Consider the following 16,922-nt stretch of genomic DNA (forward strand, 5'->3'; position numbering starts at 1 on the left):
CCGGCGCGTACGGTCGTACACTGGTCGATCCGGTAGTGGCCGGTCGTTTCCCCCCGCCGGGGGTGGCGGCCGGCCCTTTCGTCCCTCCGGGGACGTCCCAACGGAGGTGGATGGATGACCAGCAGCATCCCCGCAGTCGGCACCCGGACGGCCGAAGCCGCGACCCTCCAGGCCGTCTTCCTCGATCTGGACGGCACCCTCGTCGACACCGAGGGCTTCTGGTGGGAGGCCGAGGCGGAGGTCTTCGCCCGGCTCGGCCACGTCCTCGACGACAGCCACCGCGAGGTCGTCGTCGGCGGCCCCATGTCCCGCAGCGCCGGCTACCTGCTGCGCGCGACCGGCGCCGAGATCGGCCTGACGGAGCTGAGCACCCTGCTCAACGAGGCGTTCGTGGCCCGCATCGGCCGCGGCGTCCCGCTGATGCCGGGCGCCCGCCGACTGCTGTCCGAGCTGGCCGCGCACCGCGTGCCCGCCGCGCTGGTCTCCGCCTCGCACCGGACCGTCATCGAGCGGATGCTGCACTCCCTCGGCCCGGAGAACTTCCGCCTCACCGTCGCCGGCGACGACCTGATGCGGACCAAGCCGCACCCGGACCCGTATCTGACCGCCGCCGCCCGGCTGGGCGTCGACCCGGCCCGGTGCGCCGTCGTCGAGGACACCCTCACCGGGGTGCGGGCGGCGGAGGCGGCCGGCTGCCGGGTGGTCGCGGTGCCGTCCGTGACCCCGATCCCGCCGGCTCCGGGACGGAGCGTGGTCGGCTCCCTCGAAGAAGTCGATCTTCCTTTTCTCCAGGCCCTCATCACGGAAAGCAAAGGGGCCGTGCACTGAGCGTGCTGCGCGTATTGCCCGGAAACTCACGGCAGCGATCCGCTTATTTTCCGTGACGAATACGCCGGGAATTCCCGGGTCGGCCGGGGCGCTGGGATGCGTGACGTTTCTCACGTGCCGAGCCGTCGACAGGGGGCTCAGTGGGTGATCCAGGGGGCCCCGTCGGAGGTTTCTACGGGGGTAAGTGTCCGGATTGATGGGGCAACGCGCAATACGTTCCGCCGTCCGGATATCGATCACGCTGTTCCCGTTATCCCGCCGCCCTATCGATGTAACTTCCGTACGTCGATGAGCCGCTGGCGGTGCCTACTAATCTCGACGCGAGCAACACCTCTGCGCTGATAAGGAACCTGCCGACGATGAATCGCAAGACCCTGGTGCTACCGGCGCTGGCCGGTCTCCTCGCCCCGGCTCTCGCCGCTTGCGGCAACGGCGACGGCGCGGGCTCGGGCGGCTCGCCGATCGTCGTCGGCGTCGCCTCGCAGATCGAGGCCACCAAGGCGGCCCCCGCGCCGCTGGACCCGGCGCAGGCGTACGACACCGACGCCTGGAACGTGTTGCGCAGCACCTTCCAGACGCTGATGCGGCTGCCCCGCACCGGCACCGCCGTGGCGCCCGAGGCCGCCGAGTCCTGCGGCTTCCGCGACACCCAGAACGAGCAGTACCGCTGCACCCTGCGCAGCGGCCTGAAGTTCTCCAACGGCCACGACCTGACCGCGCAGGACGTGAAGTTCTCCATCGACCGGATGCGGACCATCAACTACACCAACGGCCCGGTGTCGCTGCTCGACGACATCGACCGGGTCGAGACGCCCAGCAACCGCGAGGTGGTCTTCCACCTCACCAAGCCGGACGCCACCTTCCCGCAGAAGCTCGCCACCCCCGCCGCGGCCATCGTCGACAGCCAGGTCTACCCCAAGAACAGCCTCTACAAGGGCTGGGAGACGGTCGGTTCGGGCCCGTACACCGTCAAGACCGAGCACAGCGGCGACCGCCTCACCAAGGCCGTCTTCACCAAGAACCCCGAGTACAAGGGCGGGCTGCCGGTGAAGAACGACTCCGTCGAGATGCGGTTCTTCGACGACTCCGCGGACATGGAGGCCGCCCTCCGCAAGGGCGACATCGACCTGCTGACCCGCGGCCTGACGCCCGACCAGGTCAAGAGCCTGCAGAACTCCCAGGACAAGCACCTGGTGGTCCAGGAGATGCCCGGCCAGGAGATCCGCTACATCGCCTTCGACACCAAGGACCCGGCCGTCTCCAACAAGGCCGTCCGGCAGGCGATCGCACAGGTCGTCAACCGCTCCCAACTGATGCGCGACGTCTACTCCTACACCGGCGACCCGCTCTACTCACTCGTCCCCACCGGCCTCTCCGGCCACATCAACTCCTTCTACACCAAGTACGGCAGCACCCCCGACGTCGCCGCCGCCAAGCAGACCCTGCAGCAGGCGAACATCACCACCCCGGTGAAGTTCACCCTGACCTACAGCAAGTACCACTACGGCCCCAACACGGCCAAGGAGTTCGCCGCCCTCCAGAAGCAGCTCAACAGCACCAAGCTGTTCGACGTCAGCATCAAGGGCGTCGACCGCTGGCAGCAGTTCCGCACCGACGCGTCCAGCGGCAAGTACACGGCGTACGGCATGGGATGGTTCGCCGACATCCCCGACGCGGACAACTACATCGCGCCGTTCGTCGGCAAGGGGAACTTCCTCAACTCCCCGTACCGCAACGAGAAGATCGAGTCACAGCTGATCCCCGGCACCCGGCAGCAGACCGACCGCAACGCCGCCGGCGCCGGCTTCAGGCAGGCCCAGGACATCCTCGCCGACGACGTCCCGTTCCTCCCGCTGTGGCAGAGCAAGCAGTACGTCGCCGCCCGCGACAACATCACCGGCATCGAGTGGGCCCTCAACTCCTCCTCGGCGCTGCAGCTCTGGGAGCTCGGCCGCGGTGTCTCCAGCTGACCGCCCGCCCCTCCCGGCACCGTCCCCCGCCACGGCAGCCCGCCGCGGCCCGACCGGCACCACCAGAACGTGAGGAACCACCGAGTGAAGCGTGACCAGTGGCTGTCCGCCCCGATCGGAGCCGGGCTGGCGACAGTCCTGCTCGCGGTCGCCGGGTGCGGCACGGACACCTCGCAGTCGTCCGGCCACGGCGAGCCCGTCGTCATGGGCACGACCGACAAGGTCAAGGCCACCGACCCAGCCTCGGGCTACGACCCCGGCTCCTGGCTGCTGTTCAACAACGTCTTCCAGTCACTGCTCAGCTTCCCCAAGGGCCAGACGACCCCGGAACCGGAGGCCGCCGAGAGCTGCGGCTTCACCGGCTCCGACAGCAGGGTCTACCGCTGCACCCTCAAGGACGGCCTGACCTTCAGCAACGGCGACAAACTCACCTCACAGGACGTCAAGTTCTCCTTCGACCGCATCCGGCGGATCAAGGACAAGGACGGCCCCGCCGTGATGTTCGCCGCCCTGGACAGCGTCGAGACCCCCGACGCCAAGACCGTGGTCTTCCACCTCAGCGCGCCCGACGCCACCTTCCCCATGAAGATCGCCTCGGGCGCCGGCTCCATCGTCGACCACACCGCCTACCCCGCCGACCGGCTGCGCACCGACGGCAAGGCCGTCGGCTCCGGCGTCTACACCCTCGACTCCTACGGCCCCGACCAGGCCAAGTTCGCCGTCAACGCGTCCTACAAGGGCCCCGCCAAGACCAAGAACTCCGGGATGACCCTGAAGTTCTTCACCGGCCCCCAGCCGCTCCGCAAGGCCGTCGACAGCGGCAAGGTGGACCTCGCCTACCGCGGCCTGGCCATGAAGGACATCGCCGCGCTCGACAAGGCGTCCCTGGACCAGCAGCACGGCACCCAGGTCGTCGAGGGCGGCAGCGCCGAGGTCATGCACCTGGTCTTCAACCTCAAGGACCCGGTCGCCGGCAAGCTCGGCGTCCGCAAGGCCGTCGCCTACCTCCTGGACCGCTCCACCCTCGTCCGGGACGTCTACCAGCGCACCGCCGAACCCCTCTACTCGGTCGTCCCGGCCGGCATCACCGGCCACAACACCGCCTTCTTCAACACCTACGGCGACCGCCCGCAGCCCGACAAGGCCGCCGCCGCACTGCACGACGCCGGCCTCCAGGGCAAGGTCCCGCTCACCCTCTGGGCCACCCCCGACCGCTTCGGCCCCGGCACCGTCGCCGCCGTCCAGGAAATCGCCCAACAGCTCAACGCCAGCGGCCTGTTCGACGCCAAGGTGCGCAGCGTGCCCACCGGCGACTACGACCAGGGCGTGGCCGCCGGCCGCTTCGGCGTCTACGTCAAGGGCTGGATACCCGACTACCCGGACCCGGACAACTTCACCCAGCCGTTCTTCGGCAAGGACAGCGTGCTGGCCAATCACTACAGCTCGCCGGAGATCACCGGCCGGCTGCTGCCGCAGACCGCCGACCAGCCCAACCGCGGCGCCACCAAGGCCGCCTTCCGCGAGCTCCAGGACATCATCGCCAAGGACCTGCCGGTCATCCCCATCTGGCAGGGCAAGCAGTACGCGGTCGCCCGCCAGGGCGTCTCCGGCCTGGAATGGACCCTGGACTCCTCGACCGTCTTCCGCTTCTGGGAGATCAGCAAGTCCGCCGACGCCTGAGCCGGCCGGACGGAAGACCACAACGGCGGCGGGGCCGGACCGGGACACCCCGGACCGGCCCCGCCGCCGTATCGGCTGCCCCGCCGCCCCTACTGGGCGCCCGGCCGCACCAGCCCGCTTTCGTACGCGTACACCGCCGCCTGCACCCGGTCCCGCAGCCCCAGCTTCGTCAGCACATGCCCGACATGCGTCTTGACCGTCGTCTCGCTGACGAACAGATCCGCCGCGATCTCCGCGTTGGACAACCCGCGGGCCACCAGCTTCAGCACCTCCACCTCCCGCTCGGTGAGCGTGTGGAGGGTGTCCGGCACCTGCTCCTCGCCCGACGGCAGATGCCCCGCGTACTTGTCCAGCAGCCGCCGGGTGATGCTCGGCGCCAGCATCGCCTCGCCCGCCGCCACCACCCGGATCGCCTGCACCAGCTCATTGGCAGGGGCGTCCTTCAGCAGGAACCCGCTGGCCCCGGCCCGCAGCGCCTCGACGACGTACTCGTCCAGGTCGAACGTGGTCAGCACCAGCACCTTCGCCGGACCGTCCTTCGCCGGGCCGGTGATCTGCCGGGTCGCCTCGACCCCGTCCATCCGCGGCATCCGGATGTCCATCAGCACCACATCGGGCTGCAGCGCCCGCACCTGCTCCAGCGCCTGGAGCCCGTCGCCCGCCTCGCCGACGACCGCCAGATCCTGCTCGGCCTCCAGAATCATCCGGAAACCCGTACGCAGCAGGGGCTGGTCGTCGACCAGCAGGACGCGGATGGCCACAAGTTCTCCTTCGGCGGGACGAGATCTCCTCGATCCGCTCCATTCTGCCCTGCGGACCACCCCCACCGTCCGCCGGGCACACCGGCCACGCCTCCCAGGGGCAACCCCCGGCCGGATCAGCCCTCGCCGCCCACCGGCAGCGGCTGTGTCTCCCCGGGGGTCAACCCCCGGACCCCGGTCGGGTCAAACGCCGCCGCTCACCGGCAGCGGCTGTGTCCCTCCGGGGGCAACCCCCGGACCCCCGGCCGGGTCAAACGCCGCCGCTCACCGGCAGCGGGTACACCGGGGGAGTGCCGCCGAATTCCGGGCAGTGCGCCTGGTGGTCGCACCAACCGCACAGCTTCGTCGGCCGCGGCCGCCAGTCGCCGCTCTCCGTCGCCTGCCGGATCGCCTCCCACAGCGCCAGCAACTTCCGCTCCACGCCCCGCAGATCACGCTCGTCAGGGTCGTACGTCAGCACCTCGCCGCTGCCCAGATACACCAGTTGGAGCCGGCGCGGCACCACACCCCGCAACCGCCACACCACCAGCGCGTAGAACTTCATCTGGAACAGCGCGCCCTCGGCGAACTGCGGCCGCGGCGCCTTGCCGGTCTTGTAGTCCACCAGCCGGACCTCGCCCGTCGGTGCCACATCGACCCGGTCGATGAACCCCCGCAGCCGCAGCCCGGAATCCAGCACCGTCTCCACATACAGCTCGCGGTCGGCCGGCTCCAGCCGCGTCGGATCCTCCAGCGTGAACCACCGCTCCACCAGCGCCTCGGCCTCCGCCAGCCACTGCGCCAGCTGCGCCCCGTCCGCGTCCTGCGCGAACAGCTCGGCCAACTCCGGGCGCTTGGCCAGCAGCTTCTCCCACTCGGCCGGCACCAGCGCGCGGGCCCCGGCCGCCGTACGCTCCACCGCGGGGGCGTCGAAGAGCCGCTCCAGCACCGCGTGCACCACCGTGCCCCGGGTCGCCGCCGGACTCGGCTTCTCCGGCAGCTTGTCGATCACGCGGAAGCGGTAGAGCAGCGGGCACTGCATGAAATCGCTCGCCCGCGACGGCGACAGCGCCACCGGCGGCTGCGCCCCGCCCCGCGCCGGCCCCGCACCCTGCGCCGGCACCGCGGCCGCCACCGGCCCGTCACCCGGCGCGCCCGCCTCGGTCTTCTCCGTGCTCCGTCCCATGCCACAGAACCCTACGGCCCGCCACCGACAATCGCCGAAGCGTCACCGGCGGTGGAGACCCCGCCCGGCCGCCCCCGCCGCGGCCCGCGGCCGGAAGCTCCGCATACCATCGACGTCGGGCACCTTTGCCCTGCATGATCGAGTTGTCAGACAGTGCAGGTGCCGAAGCCGTATTCAACGAGGGGACGCCGTGGACGAGAGCGGGAAGCCGCAGGACCCCCAGGAGTCCGGGCAGGACCGGCCGCCCCGGCCGACGGAACACACCCCCGACGGAGCACGGCCGCAGCCACCGGCCCCGCCGGCGGGCCCCCAGGGCACCGGACGGAGCCGCCCCGAGCGCAAGGCCCCCGGAGGCGGCATCCTCATGGGCCGCCCCTTCGGCGTGCCCGTCTACGTCGCACCCAGCTGGTTCCTGGTCGCCGCCCTGATCACCTGGGTCTTCGGCGGCCAACTGGAGCGCGTCCTCCCCGAGCTAGGCGCCGCCCGCTACCTCGTCTCCCTCTTCTTCGCGGTCGCCTTCTACGCCTCCGTGCTCGTCCACGAACTCGCCCACACCGTCGCCGCCCTGCGCTTCCGGCTCCCCGTCCGCCGCATCCAGCTCCAGTTCTTCGGCGGCGTCTCCGAGATAGAGAAGGAGACCGAGAGTCCCGGCCGGGAGTTCGTCCTGGCCTTCGTCGGCCCGCTCCTCTCCCTCGTCCTCGCCGGCGTCTTCTACGTCGGCATGAAGCTCGTCGAACCCGGCACGGTCCCCGGCGTCCTGCTCGCCGGCCTGATGATCTCCAACCTCATCGTCGCCGTCTTCAACCTCCTCCCCGGCCTCCCACTGGACGGCGGCCGGATGCTGCGCGCCGTCGTCTGGAAGCTCACCGGCAAGCCCATGAGCGGCACCATCGCCGCCGCCTGGGTCGGCCGCGCACTGGCCGTCACGGTCCTCATCGGTCTGCCGCTGCTCACCCACACCGGCGCCCTCGGCCGCGCCCCCGAGGAGATCGGCGGCGCCGACTCGCTCACCGACGCCCTGCTCGCCGCGATCCTCGCCGCCATCATCTGGACCGGCGCCGGCAACAGCCTCCGCATGGCCCGCCTGCGCGAACGCCTCCCCGACCTCACCGCCCGTACACTCACCCGCCGCGCCATCCCCGTCGAGAACGACACCCCGCTCTCCGAGGCGCTGCGCCGCGCCGACGACGCCGGCGCCCGCGCCCTGGTCGTCGTCGACCGCCAGGGGTTCCCCACCGCCCTGGTCCGCGAGGCCGCCATCGTCGGCATCCCCGACCACCGCCGCCCCTGGGTCGCCGTCGGCACCCTCGCCCAGGACCTCAAGGACGGCATGCGGGTCGCCGCCGAACTCGCCGGCGAGGACCTCCTGGACCACCTCCGCGCCACCCCCGCCACGGAATACCTCGTCGTCGAACCCTCCGGCGAGATCTACGGCGTGCTGTCCACCGCCGACGTGGAACGCGCCTTCGTCGCCGCCATGGCCCGCACCCCCTGACCAGCCGACCCGGGCCACCGCCGCCCCGCCCACAACCGCCACGACCGGCCGGCACCCGCACCGCCACCACCGCCGCACACCACGCTTCCGCGCCGCCCCCGCTGGGTAACCCCCAGGCCGGGGGCCCGCCCCCGTTCGACGGGCCTCTTTTCCGGGCCGCCCCGCCGCCCGTGGTACGGCGGACGCCAAACGGCCGGTAGGCTGGTCACATGTCCGAACCGACCGGTGCCGCCCGCCGTCGCGGGCCCTTCAAGGTCGGGGACCAGGTCCAGCTCACCGACCCCAAGGGACGCCACTACACCTTCACGCTCGAAGAGGGCAAGAGCTTCCACACCCACAAGGGAGCCTTCCCCCACGACGAGCTGATCGGCGCGCCCGAGGGCAGTGTTGTCCGTACCACCGGAAACGTCGCCTACCTCGCGCTGCGTCCCCTGCTCCCCGACTACGTCCTGTCCATGCCCCGCGGCGCCGCCGTGGTCTACCCCAAGGACGCGGGGCAGATCCTGGCGATGGCCGACATCTTCCCCGGCGCCCGCGTCGTCGAGGCGGGGGTGGGATCCGGCTCGCTCAGCAGCTTCCTGCTGCGCGCCATCGGCGACGACGGCATGTTGCACTCCTACGAGCGCCGCGCCGACTTCGCCGAGATCGCCACCCAGAACGTGCAGCGCTACTTCGGCGGCCCGCACCCCGCCTGGACGCTCACCGTCGGCGACCTCCAGGACAACCTCTCCGACACCGACGTCGACCGCGTCATCCTGGACATGCTCGCCCCCTGGGAGTGCCTGGAGGCCGTCTCCAAGGCCCTGGTGCCCGGCGGCATCCTCTGCGCCTACGTGGCGACGACGACGCAGCTGGCCCGCACCGTGGAGGCGATCCGCGAACACGGCACCTTCAACGAGCCGTCGGCCTGGGAGACCATGGTCCGCACCTGGCACGTCGAGGGCCTCGCCGTCCGCCCCGACCACCGCATGATCGGCCACACCGGCTTCCTGCTGACCGCCCGCCGCCTGGCCGACGGCGTCGAGCCCCCGCTGCGCCGCCGCCGCCCCGCCAAGGGCGCGTACGGCGAGGACTACACGGGGCCGGGCGGGCGGGAGAAGGCGTCGGAGAAGCGCGTCGCAGGCAAGCCCGACGGCGCCAGCGCGACCGACCTCACCGCCGACCTCGCCGACGGCTCGCCCGAGCACGGCTGACCGCCCGGCAGGCCGCCGAACCGACCGGCGCCGCCGATGAGTTCCCCTTCACGGGAACCGCCGGCGGCGCCGCTTCGTTCCCCCTGCGGGCAGGCGCGGAAAACTCCGCAAAGTCCGTCCCCGCCGGTTCCTTGCCGCTGCCCGCTGTGGAACGATGCTGGGCACTCCCACCGCCACAGCACCTCACAGGAGTTACCCCACGTGCAGCCCTTGGCAGGCCAGGACCTGTTGCACACCCAGCCCCACCTCATGCACTGGCTCGCCACCGCCACCGCCATCTCGGCGGTGATCGCGGTCTCGTCCCTCCTGCAACCCACCGGCGCCCTCGCCACGACCACCGGCCCGTCGTCCACCGAGGCCGCCCCCGGCACCGCCGCCCCCGACCCGAGCCGGGTCGCCTTCCCGGTGAACTGTGGCCCCAGCCGCCTCGACGTCGTCCGCAAGGTCTCCGGCGACCTCGACGGCACCGGCGGCACCCAGACCGTCGCCGTGGTCCGCTGCCACAGCGAGGCCGGCACCCCGCCCAGCGGCGTCTACGTCCTCGCCCAGGCACCCGGCCCCAAGGCGTCACCCCGTGTCGTGGCGACCCTCCTGGCGCCCTCCCAGCGCCTCTCGGTCCAGGACATCACGCTCGACGGCCGCGTCGTCTCCGCGGCCGTCCAGGGCTACTCCTCACCCGACGTGCCGCGCTACCTCCCGGACGTGCACAAGACCCTCAAGTGGCAATGGCAAGGCGGGAAGTTCGTCCAGAGCGAACTCCCCGCCAATACCGCAACAGACGGTGCCTGACTCCTCACACGCCGTATGTGCGTCCGGTGTTCCGTCACACCGCGCCTACGCCGTATCTACGCCGCGTCCGCGCGGTGTCTACGGCGCGGGCGCGGCCCGTCACTCCGCGTCCGGCCCGTAGACCTCGACGAGGTCCGTGACCCGGCGCACGTGGATGCACTCGCCGGGGCACTCCTTGGCCGAGTCCCGCACGTCGTTGAGCAGCGGCAACGGGACGCGCGTTGTGGCGCCCTTGTCCTGCAGCAGCTCGTCGTCGGGGCTCTTGACATACGCCAGACCGTCGATGTCCAGCTCGAAGACCTCCGGCGCGTACTGCGCGCAGATCCCGTCCCCGGTGCACAGATCCTGGTCGATCCAGACTTCCAGCTCCGGTGCTTCGTCCTGCGCGGTCATCTCGCCTGCCGTTCCTGCGTACGTGAACCGTTTTTGTCTAAGTGGCGCCAGCCCTGACGGGTGTTGACCGACTCGACGATACAACCGGTCGCTTTCCGATGTTGTTGGGTGGGTATTCCCCTGGCGTGAGGACGTGCGCAAGGGTGAAGATCGGACACACCCCGACAGTCTTTTCGATCTAGGGGTTTCAACCTGCACCGGCCCAGGTAGGGTCTGGAAGCGTCCAGCTCCTTGGAGGAGGTGAGGACCGTGGCAGCCCACGACGACGACATCAACCGCGGCATCCGGCCGGGGCGCGGGTCTGAAGATCCAGCCGGTCAGGTTGCCTATCTTGAGCAGGAGATCGCCGTCCTGCGACGCAAGCTCGCCGACTCTCCGCGGCACACGAGGATTCTCGAAGAGCGGATCGTCGAGCTGCAGACCAACCTGGCCGGCGTCTCCGCCCAGAACGAACGCCTCGCCAACACGCTCCGCGAGGCCCGCGACCAGATCGTCGCCCTCAAGGAAGAGGTCGACCGGCTCGCACAGCCACCGGCCGGCTTCGGTGTCTTCCTGCGGGCGAACGACGACGGCACCGTCGACATCTTCACCGGGGGCCGCAAGCTCCGGGTGAACGTCAGCCCCAGCGTCGAGGCCGACGACCTCCGGCGCGGCCAAGAGGTGATGCTCAACGAAGCACTCAACGTGGTCGCGGCCATGGAGTTCGAGAGCGCCGGCGACATCGTCACCCTCAAGGAGATCCTCGAGGACGGCGAGCGCGCGCTGGTCATCGGGCACACCGACGAGGAGCGGGTGGTCCGGCTCGCCGAGCCACTGCTGGACATCACCATCCGCCCCGGCGACGCCCTGCTCCTCGACTCCCGCTCCGGCTACGTCTACGAGGTCATCCCCAAGAGCGAGGTCGAAGAGCTGGTCCTCGAAGAGGTCCCGGACATCGACTACACCAAGATCGGCGGTCTGAGCGGCCAGATCGAGCAGATCCGCGACGCGGTCGAACTCCCCTACCTTTACCCGGACCTCTTCAAGGAGCACGAACTCCGCCCGCCCAAGGGCGTCTTGCTCTACGGCCCGCCCGGCTGCGGCAAGACCCTGATCGCCAAGGCCGTCGCCAACTCCCTTGCCAAGAAGGTCGCCGAGGTGACCGGGCAGCCCGCCGGGAAGAGCTTCTTCCTGAACATCAAAGGCCCCGAGCTGCTCAACAAGTACGTCGGCGAAACCGAGCGGCACATCCGCCTGGTCTTCCAACGCGCCCGGGAGAAGGCCAGCGAGGGCACACCCGTCATCGTCTTCTTCGACGAGATGGACTCGCTCTTCCGCACCCGCGGTTCCGGAGTCAGCTCGGACGTGGAGAACACCATCGTCCCCCAGCTGCTCTCCGAGATCGACGGCGTCGAGGGCCTGGAGAACGTCATCGTCATCGGCGCCTCCAACCGCGAGGACATGATCGACCCCGCGATCCTGCGCCCCGGCCGCCTCGACGTGAAGATCAAGATCGAGCGTCCGGACGCCGAGGCCGCCAAGGACATCTTCTCGAAGTACCTCACGGAAAACCTCCCGCTGCACGCCGACGATCTCGCCGAACACGGAAATTCCCGCAAGGCGGCGGTCAGCGGAATGATCCAGTCGGTCGTCGAGCAGATGTACGCGGAATCCGAGGAAAACCGCTTCCTGGAGGTCACCTACGCCAATGGCGACAAGGAAGTCCTCTACTTCAAGGACTTCAACTCCGGCGCCATGATCGAGAACATCGTGGGCCGCGCCAAGAAGATGGCCATCAAGGCGTTCCTCGAGCACAATCAGAAAGGTCTGCGGGTCTCCCACCTCCTCCAGGCATGCGTGGACGAGTTCAAGGAGAACGAGGACCTGCCCAACACCACCAACCCGGACGACTGGGCCCGGATCTCCGGAAAGAAGGGCGAGCGGATCGTCTACATCCGCACCCTCGTCACCGGAAAGCAGGGCGCGGACACCGGCCGCTCCATCGACACGGTGGCGAATACCGGCCAATACCTGTAACACCGCTCGCCGGCTGCGGATGTCCTGCACGGGGCGTCCGCAGCCGGACGCTTTTCCGGGGGCGACCCACCGCCCCGGCGAACCGGCGACGGAACAGGGAAAACCGGACGGAGCAATGACTGTAATGATCTCCCCAGCGCCGCAAAGGCGTTCTAGGCTCTTCGGTACCGCTGTGTCCCACTGTGCGGGCGCGGGGGCCGGACACGGACCGGAAGCGCAGCGGTTGAGGAGCGCCCGCCCCACCCTGGGGCGCCGCCGGGCAAGGAGGGCCGCATGACCGTACGGCGAGTAATGGGAATCGAGACGGAGTACGGGATCTCCGTCCCCGGCCACCCGAACGCCAATGCCATGCTCACCTCATCCCAGGTCGTCAACGCCTACGCGGCCGCGATGCACCGGGCACGACGTGCCCGCTGGGACTTCGAGGAGGAGAACCCGCTGCGGGACGCCCGCGGCTTCGACCTCGCCCGCGAGGCCGCCGACTCCAGCCAGCTCACCGACGAGGACATCGGCCTGGCCAACGTCATCCTCACCAACGGCGCCAGGCTCTACGTCGACCACGCCCACCCCGAGTACAGCGCCCCCGAGGTCACCAATCCGAGGGACGCCGTCCTCTGGGACAAGGCCGGCGAACGGATCATGGCCGAGGCCGCCGAACGCGCCGCCCAGGTCCCCGGCGCCCAGCCCATCCACCTCTACAAGAACAACACCGACAACAAGGGCGCCTCCTACGGGACGCACGAGAACTACCTGATGAAACGGGAGACCCCGTTCTCGGACATCGTGCGCCACCTCACGCCGTTCTTCGTCTCCCGGCAGGTCGTCACCGGCGCCGGACGCGTCGGCATCGGCCAGGACGGCCACGAACACGGCTTCCAGATCAGCCAGCGCGCCGACTACTTCGAGGTGGAGGTCGGCCTGGAGACGACCCTCAAGCGGCCCATCATCAACACCCGCGACGAACCGCACGCCGACGCCGAGAAATACCGCCGGCTGCACGTGATCATCGGCGACGCCAACCTCTCCGAGATCTCGACGTACCTCAAGCTGGGCACCACGGCACTGGTGCTGTCCATGATCGAGGACGGCTTCATCGCCGTCGACCTCGCCGTCGACCAGCCCGTACGCACCCTCCACCAGGTCTCCCACGACCCGTCGCTGCGCCACCTGATCACGCTCCGCAGCGGCCGCACACTGACCGCGGTACAGCTCCAGATGGAGTACTTCGAGCTGGCCCGCAAGTACGTCGAGGACCGCTACGGCGCGGACGCCGACGAGCAGACCCGGGACGTGCTCTCCCGCTGGGAGGACGTGCTGGGCCGGCTGGAGAACGACCCGATGAGCCTGTCGGGCGAGCTGGACTGGGTCGCCAAGCGGGAGCTGATGGAGGGCTACCGCCGCCGTGACGGCCTGGACTGGGACTCCGCCCGGCTGCACCTCATCGACCTCCAGTACGCCGACGTACGCACCGAGAAGGGCCTCTACAACCGCCTGGCCGCCCGCGGCAGGATGCAGCGGCTGCTGGACGAGACCGCGGTGGAACGGGCCGAGCTGAAGCCTCCGGAGGACACCAGGGCCTACTTCCGCGGCCGCTGCCTGGAGCAGTACGCCGACGACGTGGCCGCCGCCTCATGGGATTCGGTCATCTTCGACCTGCCCGGCCGTGACTCCCTGCAACGGGTGCCCACGCTGGAGCCGCTGCGCGGGACCCGGAAGCACGTGAAGGAACTCCTGGATCGCTGCCGGACGGCGGAAGAGCTGGTCAGGACGTTGTCCGGGCGCTGAAGCGGGGCAGGTTCATGGCAATTCCGTCGTGATCGACGGCTGAAAAGGCCGCGCCGCGGGAATCATCGAGGTGACTCCCGGGCGTTGCAGCAAGTGCAGGGCCGATGTCGGACCCTGCTTGTAGGGTCGGATCTTGAAGGTCACATCGAGCGGGGCAAACCGAGCGGGGTGAGGGATATGGCGACCAAGGACAGCGGCGGCGGACAGCAGCGGGCCACCCGGTCGACCGAAGAGGTCGAGGAGCAGACCCAGGACGCGCAGGTCTCGGACGACCTCAAGGAACGCCAGGAGAAGCTGAACGACGACGTGGACTCCGTTCTGGACGAAATCGATGACGTACTTGAGGAGAATGCCGAGGATTTCGTGCGTTCCTTCGTGCAAAAAGGCGGAGAATAGGGGTCGCGGGAGGGTTATTACCTTCGAACTGAAGGAATCGGGGGGATTCGGAGTGGCTGAGGAGCCAGGCGCGAAGCAGTGCACGGGCTGCAAGCGGGACCTGTCCGCCGCGGCATTTGCGCGGGACAAGAACCGGCGTGATGGTCTCCAGGTGCGGTGCCGGGAGTGCGTGGCGGAGTACAGTGCCGCGCGCTACCGGCGCCGCCGGGTGGCGATGGGAAAGCAGGTCCGGGAGCAGGTGGACGTCCCGGCCGGCCACAAGCTCTGCCGGACATGCGGTGCGGTCAAGCCGCACAGTGCATGGCATCGCAACGCCACGGCGCCGGACGGCTTGTCGACCCGCTGCAAGGCATGCCGGGCGGTCCAGGGGCGCCAGGATCACCTGAAGCGCCAATACGGCATCACCGAAGCCGAGCGCGATGCTCTGGTCAAGGAGCAGTGGGGGCTCTGCGTGATCTGCCTGGAAGCCGACGCCGCGCATGTGGATCACGATCACAAGACGGGTAAAGTCCGAGGCGTACTGTGCTTCAGCTGCAACGCCGCCTTGGGCCAATTCAAGGATCGGCCGGACGTCTTGAGGCGCGCGGCCGAGTATCTGGAAGGAAACGTGTGGAAGCCAATACTCGAAGCACCGGGCGTCTACCGGCTGCCTTCCTGACGCCCGGATCGTCCTCGTTCATGGACTTTCTCAGTGAGCACTCGCCCGAGCTGCTGCCGGGCAAGCGCCCGCTGCCGACCGTGCAGGGTGCCTTCGAGGCCCCGCACGGCACGACGATCGTGGCGGTCTCGTTCCCCGGCGGCGCGGTGCTCGCCGGTGACCGCCGGGCGACGATGGGCAACGTCATCGCCCAGCGCGACATGGAGAAGATCTTCCCGGCGGACGAGTACAGCGCAGTGGGCGTCGCCGGAACCGCTGGTCTCGCCATCGAGATGGTCAAGCTGTTCCAGCTGGAGCTGGAGCACTTCGAGAAGGTCGAGGGGGCCCAACTCTCCCTGGAGGGCAAGGCGAACCGGCTCTCCACGATGATCCGCGGCAACCTCGGGATGGCCATGCAGGGCCTCGCCGTGGTGCCGCTGTTCGCCGGCTACGACCTCGACCGCGAGAAGGGCCGGATCTTCTCGTACGACGTCACCGGCGGGCGTTCGGAGGAGCACGGGTTCGCGGCCACCGGCTCCGGCTCGGTCTTCGCGCGCAGTGCGCTGAAGAAGCTGTTCCGGGAGGACTTCACGGAGCATCAGGCCGCCACCGCCGTCGTCCAGGCGCTCTTCGACGCCGCCGACGACGACTCGGCGACCGGCGGGCCGGACATGGCGCGGCGGATCTACCCGATCGTCACGGTGATCACCGAAGAGGGCTTCAAGAGGCTGACCGAGGCCGAGGTCTCGGAGATCGCCCGCGCCGTGCACGAGCGCCGCCTCGACCAGCCCGACGGCCCGCGCGCCGCGCTGCTCTGACGGGGCGGATGATTTGCGGTGCGCCCCCAGACAGCGAGAGAGCTTTTGACAGGAAGGGACGGATAGCCGGTGTCGACGCCGTTCTATGTCTCACCCCAGCAGGCCATGGCCGACCGCGCCGAGTACGCCCGCAAGGGCATCGCGCGCGGCCGCAGCGTCGTGGTGCTGCAGTACACCGACGGCGTGCTCTTCGTCGCCGAGAATCCCTCCCGGGCCCTGCACAAGGTCAGCGAGATCTACGACCGGATCGCCTTCGCGGCGGTCGGCAAGTACAACGAGTTCGAGAACCTCCGGATCGGCGGCGTCCGTTACGCCGATCTGCGCGGTTACACCTACGACCGGGAGGACGTGACCGCCCGCGGGCTGGCCAACGTCTACGCCCAGACGCTCGGCACGATCTTCTCCAGTGCGGCCGAGAAGCCGTATGAGGTCGAGCTGATCGTCGCCGAGGTCGGCACCGGACCCGAGGACGACCAGATCTACCGGCTGCCGCACGACGGTTCCATCGTGGACGAGCACGGTTCGGTCGCGGTGGGCGGCAACGCCGACCAGATCAGCAGTTATCTCGACCAGCGGCACCGGGAGGGGATGACGCTGGCGGAGGCGCTGCGGCTGGCGGTCGACTCGCTCGCCCGGGACACCAACGGCGGCGAGCGGACGCTGACCGCCGAGCATCTCGAGGTCGCGGTGCTGGACCGTACCCGCCCGCAGAAGCGGAAGTTCAAGCGGATCCTGGGGCGTCAGCTGTCCCGGCTGCTGGAGGAGCCGGCGGCCGCGGCGGGGGAGAAGGGCGCGCCCGCGGGGGATGCGGGGGAGTCCTCGGGTGCCTCCGCGGCCGGTGGGAACGGCAAGGGCGCCGGCAAGGGCGCCGGCAAGGGCTCGGCCGCGGGGAAGAACGGTTCCGGCGCGGCGGATGCGGACGGTGGCGAGCCGGAGTCCGGTTCCGCGGACGACTGAGGATCGCGATATTCCGTTTCCGGGCGGGTTGCCCGGATC

General features: G+C 69.7%; 15 protein-coding genes. 12 read left to right on the forward strand and 3 right to left on the reverse strand.

The genetic code is table 11. From position 1 onward, the window contains the following. Nucleotides 1–114 precede the first annotated feature (114 nt). The 3 genes from B073_RS0105930 to B073_RS0105940 all read left to right on the forward strand — a co-directional run bounded on the left by B073_RS0105930 (nt 115) and on the right by B073_RS0105940 (nt 4,478). Nucleotides 115–828, forward strand: a complete 714-nt coding sequence (locus B073_RS0105930; RefSeq protein WP_018537175.1) for an HAD family hydrolase — start codon at nt 115–117, stop codon at nt 826–828. A 359-nt stretch (nt 829–1,187) separates the two neighbouring features. Next, on the forward strand, nt 1,188–2,798 hold the full coding sequence (locus B073_RS0105935; RefSeq protein WP_018537176.1) for an ABC transporter substrate-binding protein: 1,611 nt from the start codon (nt 1,188–1,190) through the stop codon (nt 2,796–2,798). Nucleotides 2,799–2,882: 84 nt separating this feature from the next. Beyond that, nucleotides 2,883–4,478: an ABC transporter substrate-binding protein gene (locus tag B073_RS0105940; RefSeq protein WP_018537177.1), complete on the forward strand. Its 1,596-nt coding sequence runs from the start codon at nt 2,883–2,885 to the stop codon at nt 4,476–4,478. 89 nt (nt 4,479–4,567) lie between these two features. Here B073_RS0105940 and B073_RS0105945 read toward each other — a convergent pair whose 3' ends face one another. Both B073_RS0105945 and B073_RS0105950 read right to left on the reverse strand, forming a co-directional pair. After that, a complete protein-coding gene (locus B073_RS0105945) occupies nt 4,568–5,239 on the reverse strand; it encodes a response regulator (protein WP_018537178.1) in 672 nt (223 codons plus the stop codon). A gap of 250 nt (nt 5,240–5,489) precedes the next feature. After that, nucleotides 5,490–6,404, reverse strand: coding sequence for a PD-(D/E)XK nuclease family protein (locus B073_RS0105950; RefSeq protein ID WP_018537179.1), 915 nt, complete (start codon nt 6,402–6,404; stop codon nt 5,490–5,492). Between the two features lie 190 nt (nt 6,405–6,594). On the opposite strand from B073_RS0105950, the gene B073_RS0105955 reads away from it, so the two are divergent. The 3 genes from B073_RS0105955 (at nt 6,595) to B073_RS0105965 (ending at nt 9,881) form a co-directional block, all read left to right on the forward strand. Further along, complete coding sequence (locus B073_RS0105955; RefSeq protein WP_018537180.1) at nt 6,595–7,899, forward strand: site-2 protease family protein; 1,305 nt, start codon at nt 6,595–6,597, stop codon at nt 7,897–7,899. 209 nt (nt 7,900–8,108) lie between these two features. Then, complete coding sequence (locus B073_RS0105960; RefSeq protein WP_018537181.1) at nt 8,109–9,092, forward strand: tRNA (adenine-N1)-methyltransferase; 984 nt, start codon at nt 8,109–8,111, stop codon at nt 9,090–9,092. Nucleotides 9,093–9,293: 201 nt separating this feature from the next. Continuing rightward, nucleotides 9,294–9,881, forward strand: coding sequence for a hypothetical protein (locus B073_RS0105965; protein WP_018537182.1), 588 nt, complete (start codon nt 9,294–9,296; stop codon nt 9,879–9,881). A 99-nt stretch (nt 9,882–9,980) separates the two neighbouring features. Here the strand turns inward: B073_RS0105965 and B073_RS0105970 are convergent, their stop codons facing one another. Further along, nucleotides 9,981–10,274, reverse strand: a complete 294-nt coding sequence (locus tag B073_RS0105970) for a ferredoxin (RefSeq protein ID WP_018537183.1) — start codon at nt 10,272–10,274, stop codon at nt 9,981–9,983. Between the two features lie 249 nt (nt 10,275–10,523). Between B073_RS0105970 and arc the strand changes: the two genes are divergently transcribed. From arc to prcA, 6 genes are all read left to right on the forward strand, one after another. Further along, complete coding sequence (gene arc, locus B073_RS0105975) at nt 10,524–12,290, forward strand: proteasome ATPase (RefSeq protein ID WP_018537184.1); 1,767 nt, start codon at nt 10,524–10,526, stop codon at nt 12,288–12,290. Nucleotides 12,291–12,563: 273 nt separating this feature from the next. After that, nucleotides 12,564–14,075 carry a depupylase/deamidase Dop gene (gene dop / locus B073_RS0105980; protein ID WP_346267773.1) on the forward strand — a complete coding sequence of 504 codons (1,512 nt, stop codon included), beginning with the start codon at nt 12,564–12,566 and terminating at the stop codon, nt 14,073–14,075. A gap of 177 nt (nt 14,076–14,252) precedes the next feature. Beyond that, a complete protein-coding gene (locus B073_RS0105985) occupies nt 14,253–14,471 on the forward strand; it encodes a ubiquitin-like protein Pup (protein ID WP_018537186.1) in 219 nt (72 codons plus the stop codon). 52 nt (nt 14,472–14,523) lie between these two features. Next, nucleotides 14,524–15,129 (forward strand): endonuclease VII domain-containing protein, encoded by a 606-nt coding sequence (locus B073_RS0105990; protein ID WP_037810975.1) that lies wholly within the window; start codon nt 14,524–14,526, stop codon nt 15,127–15,129. After that, complete coding sequence (gene prcB, locus B073_RS0105995; protein ID WP_026247106.1) at nt 15,081–15,926, forward strand: proteasome subunit beta; 846 nt, start codon at nt 15,081–15,083, stop codon at nt 15,924–15,926. The genes B073_RS0105990 and prcB overlap by 49 nt, the downstream gene beginning before the upstream one ends. A gap of 69 nt (nt 15,927–15,995) precedes the next feature. Next, nucleotides 15,996–16,883 carry a proteasome subunit alpha gene (gene prcA / locus B073_RS0106000; protein WP_018537189.1) on the forward strand — a complete coding sequence of 296 codons (888 nt, stop codon included), beginning with the start codon at nt 15,996–15,998 and terminating at the stop codon, nt 16,881–16,883. Nucleotides 16,884–16,922 lie beyond the last annotated feature (39 nt).

It is taken from the genome of Streptomyces sp. MspMP-M5 (assembly GCF_000373585.1).
Classification (GTDB): domain Bacteria; phylum Actinomycetota; class Actinomycetes; order Streptomycetales; family Streptomycetaceae; genus Streptomyces.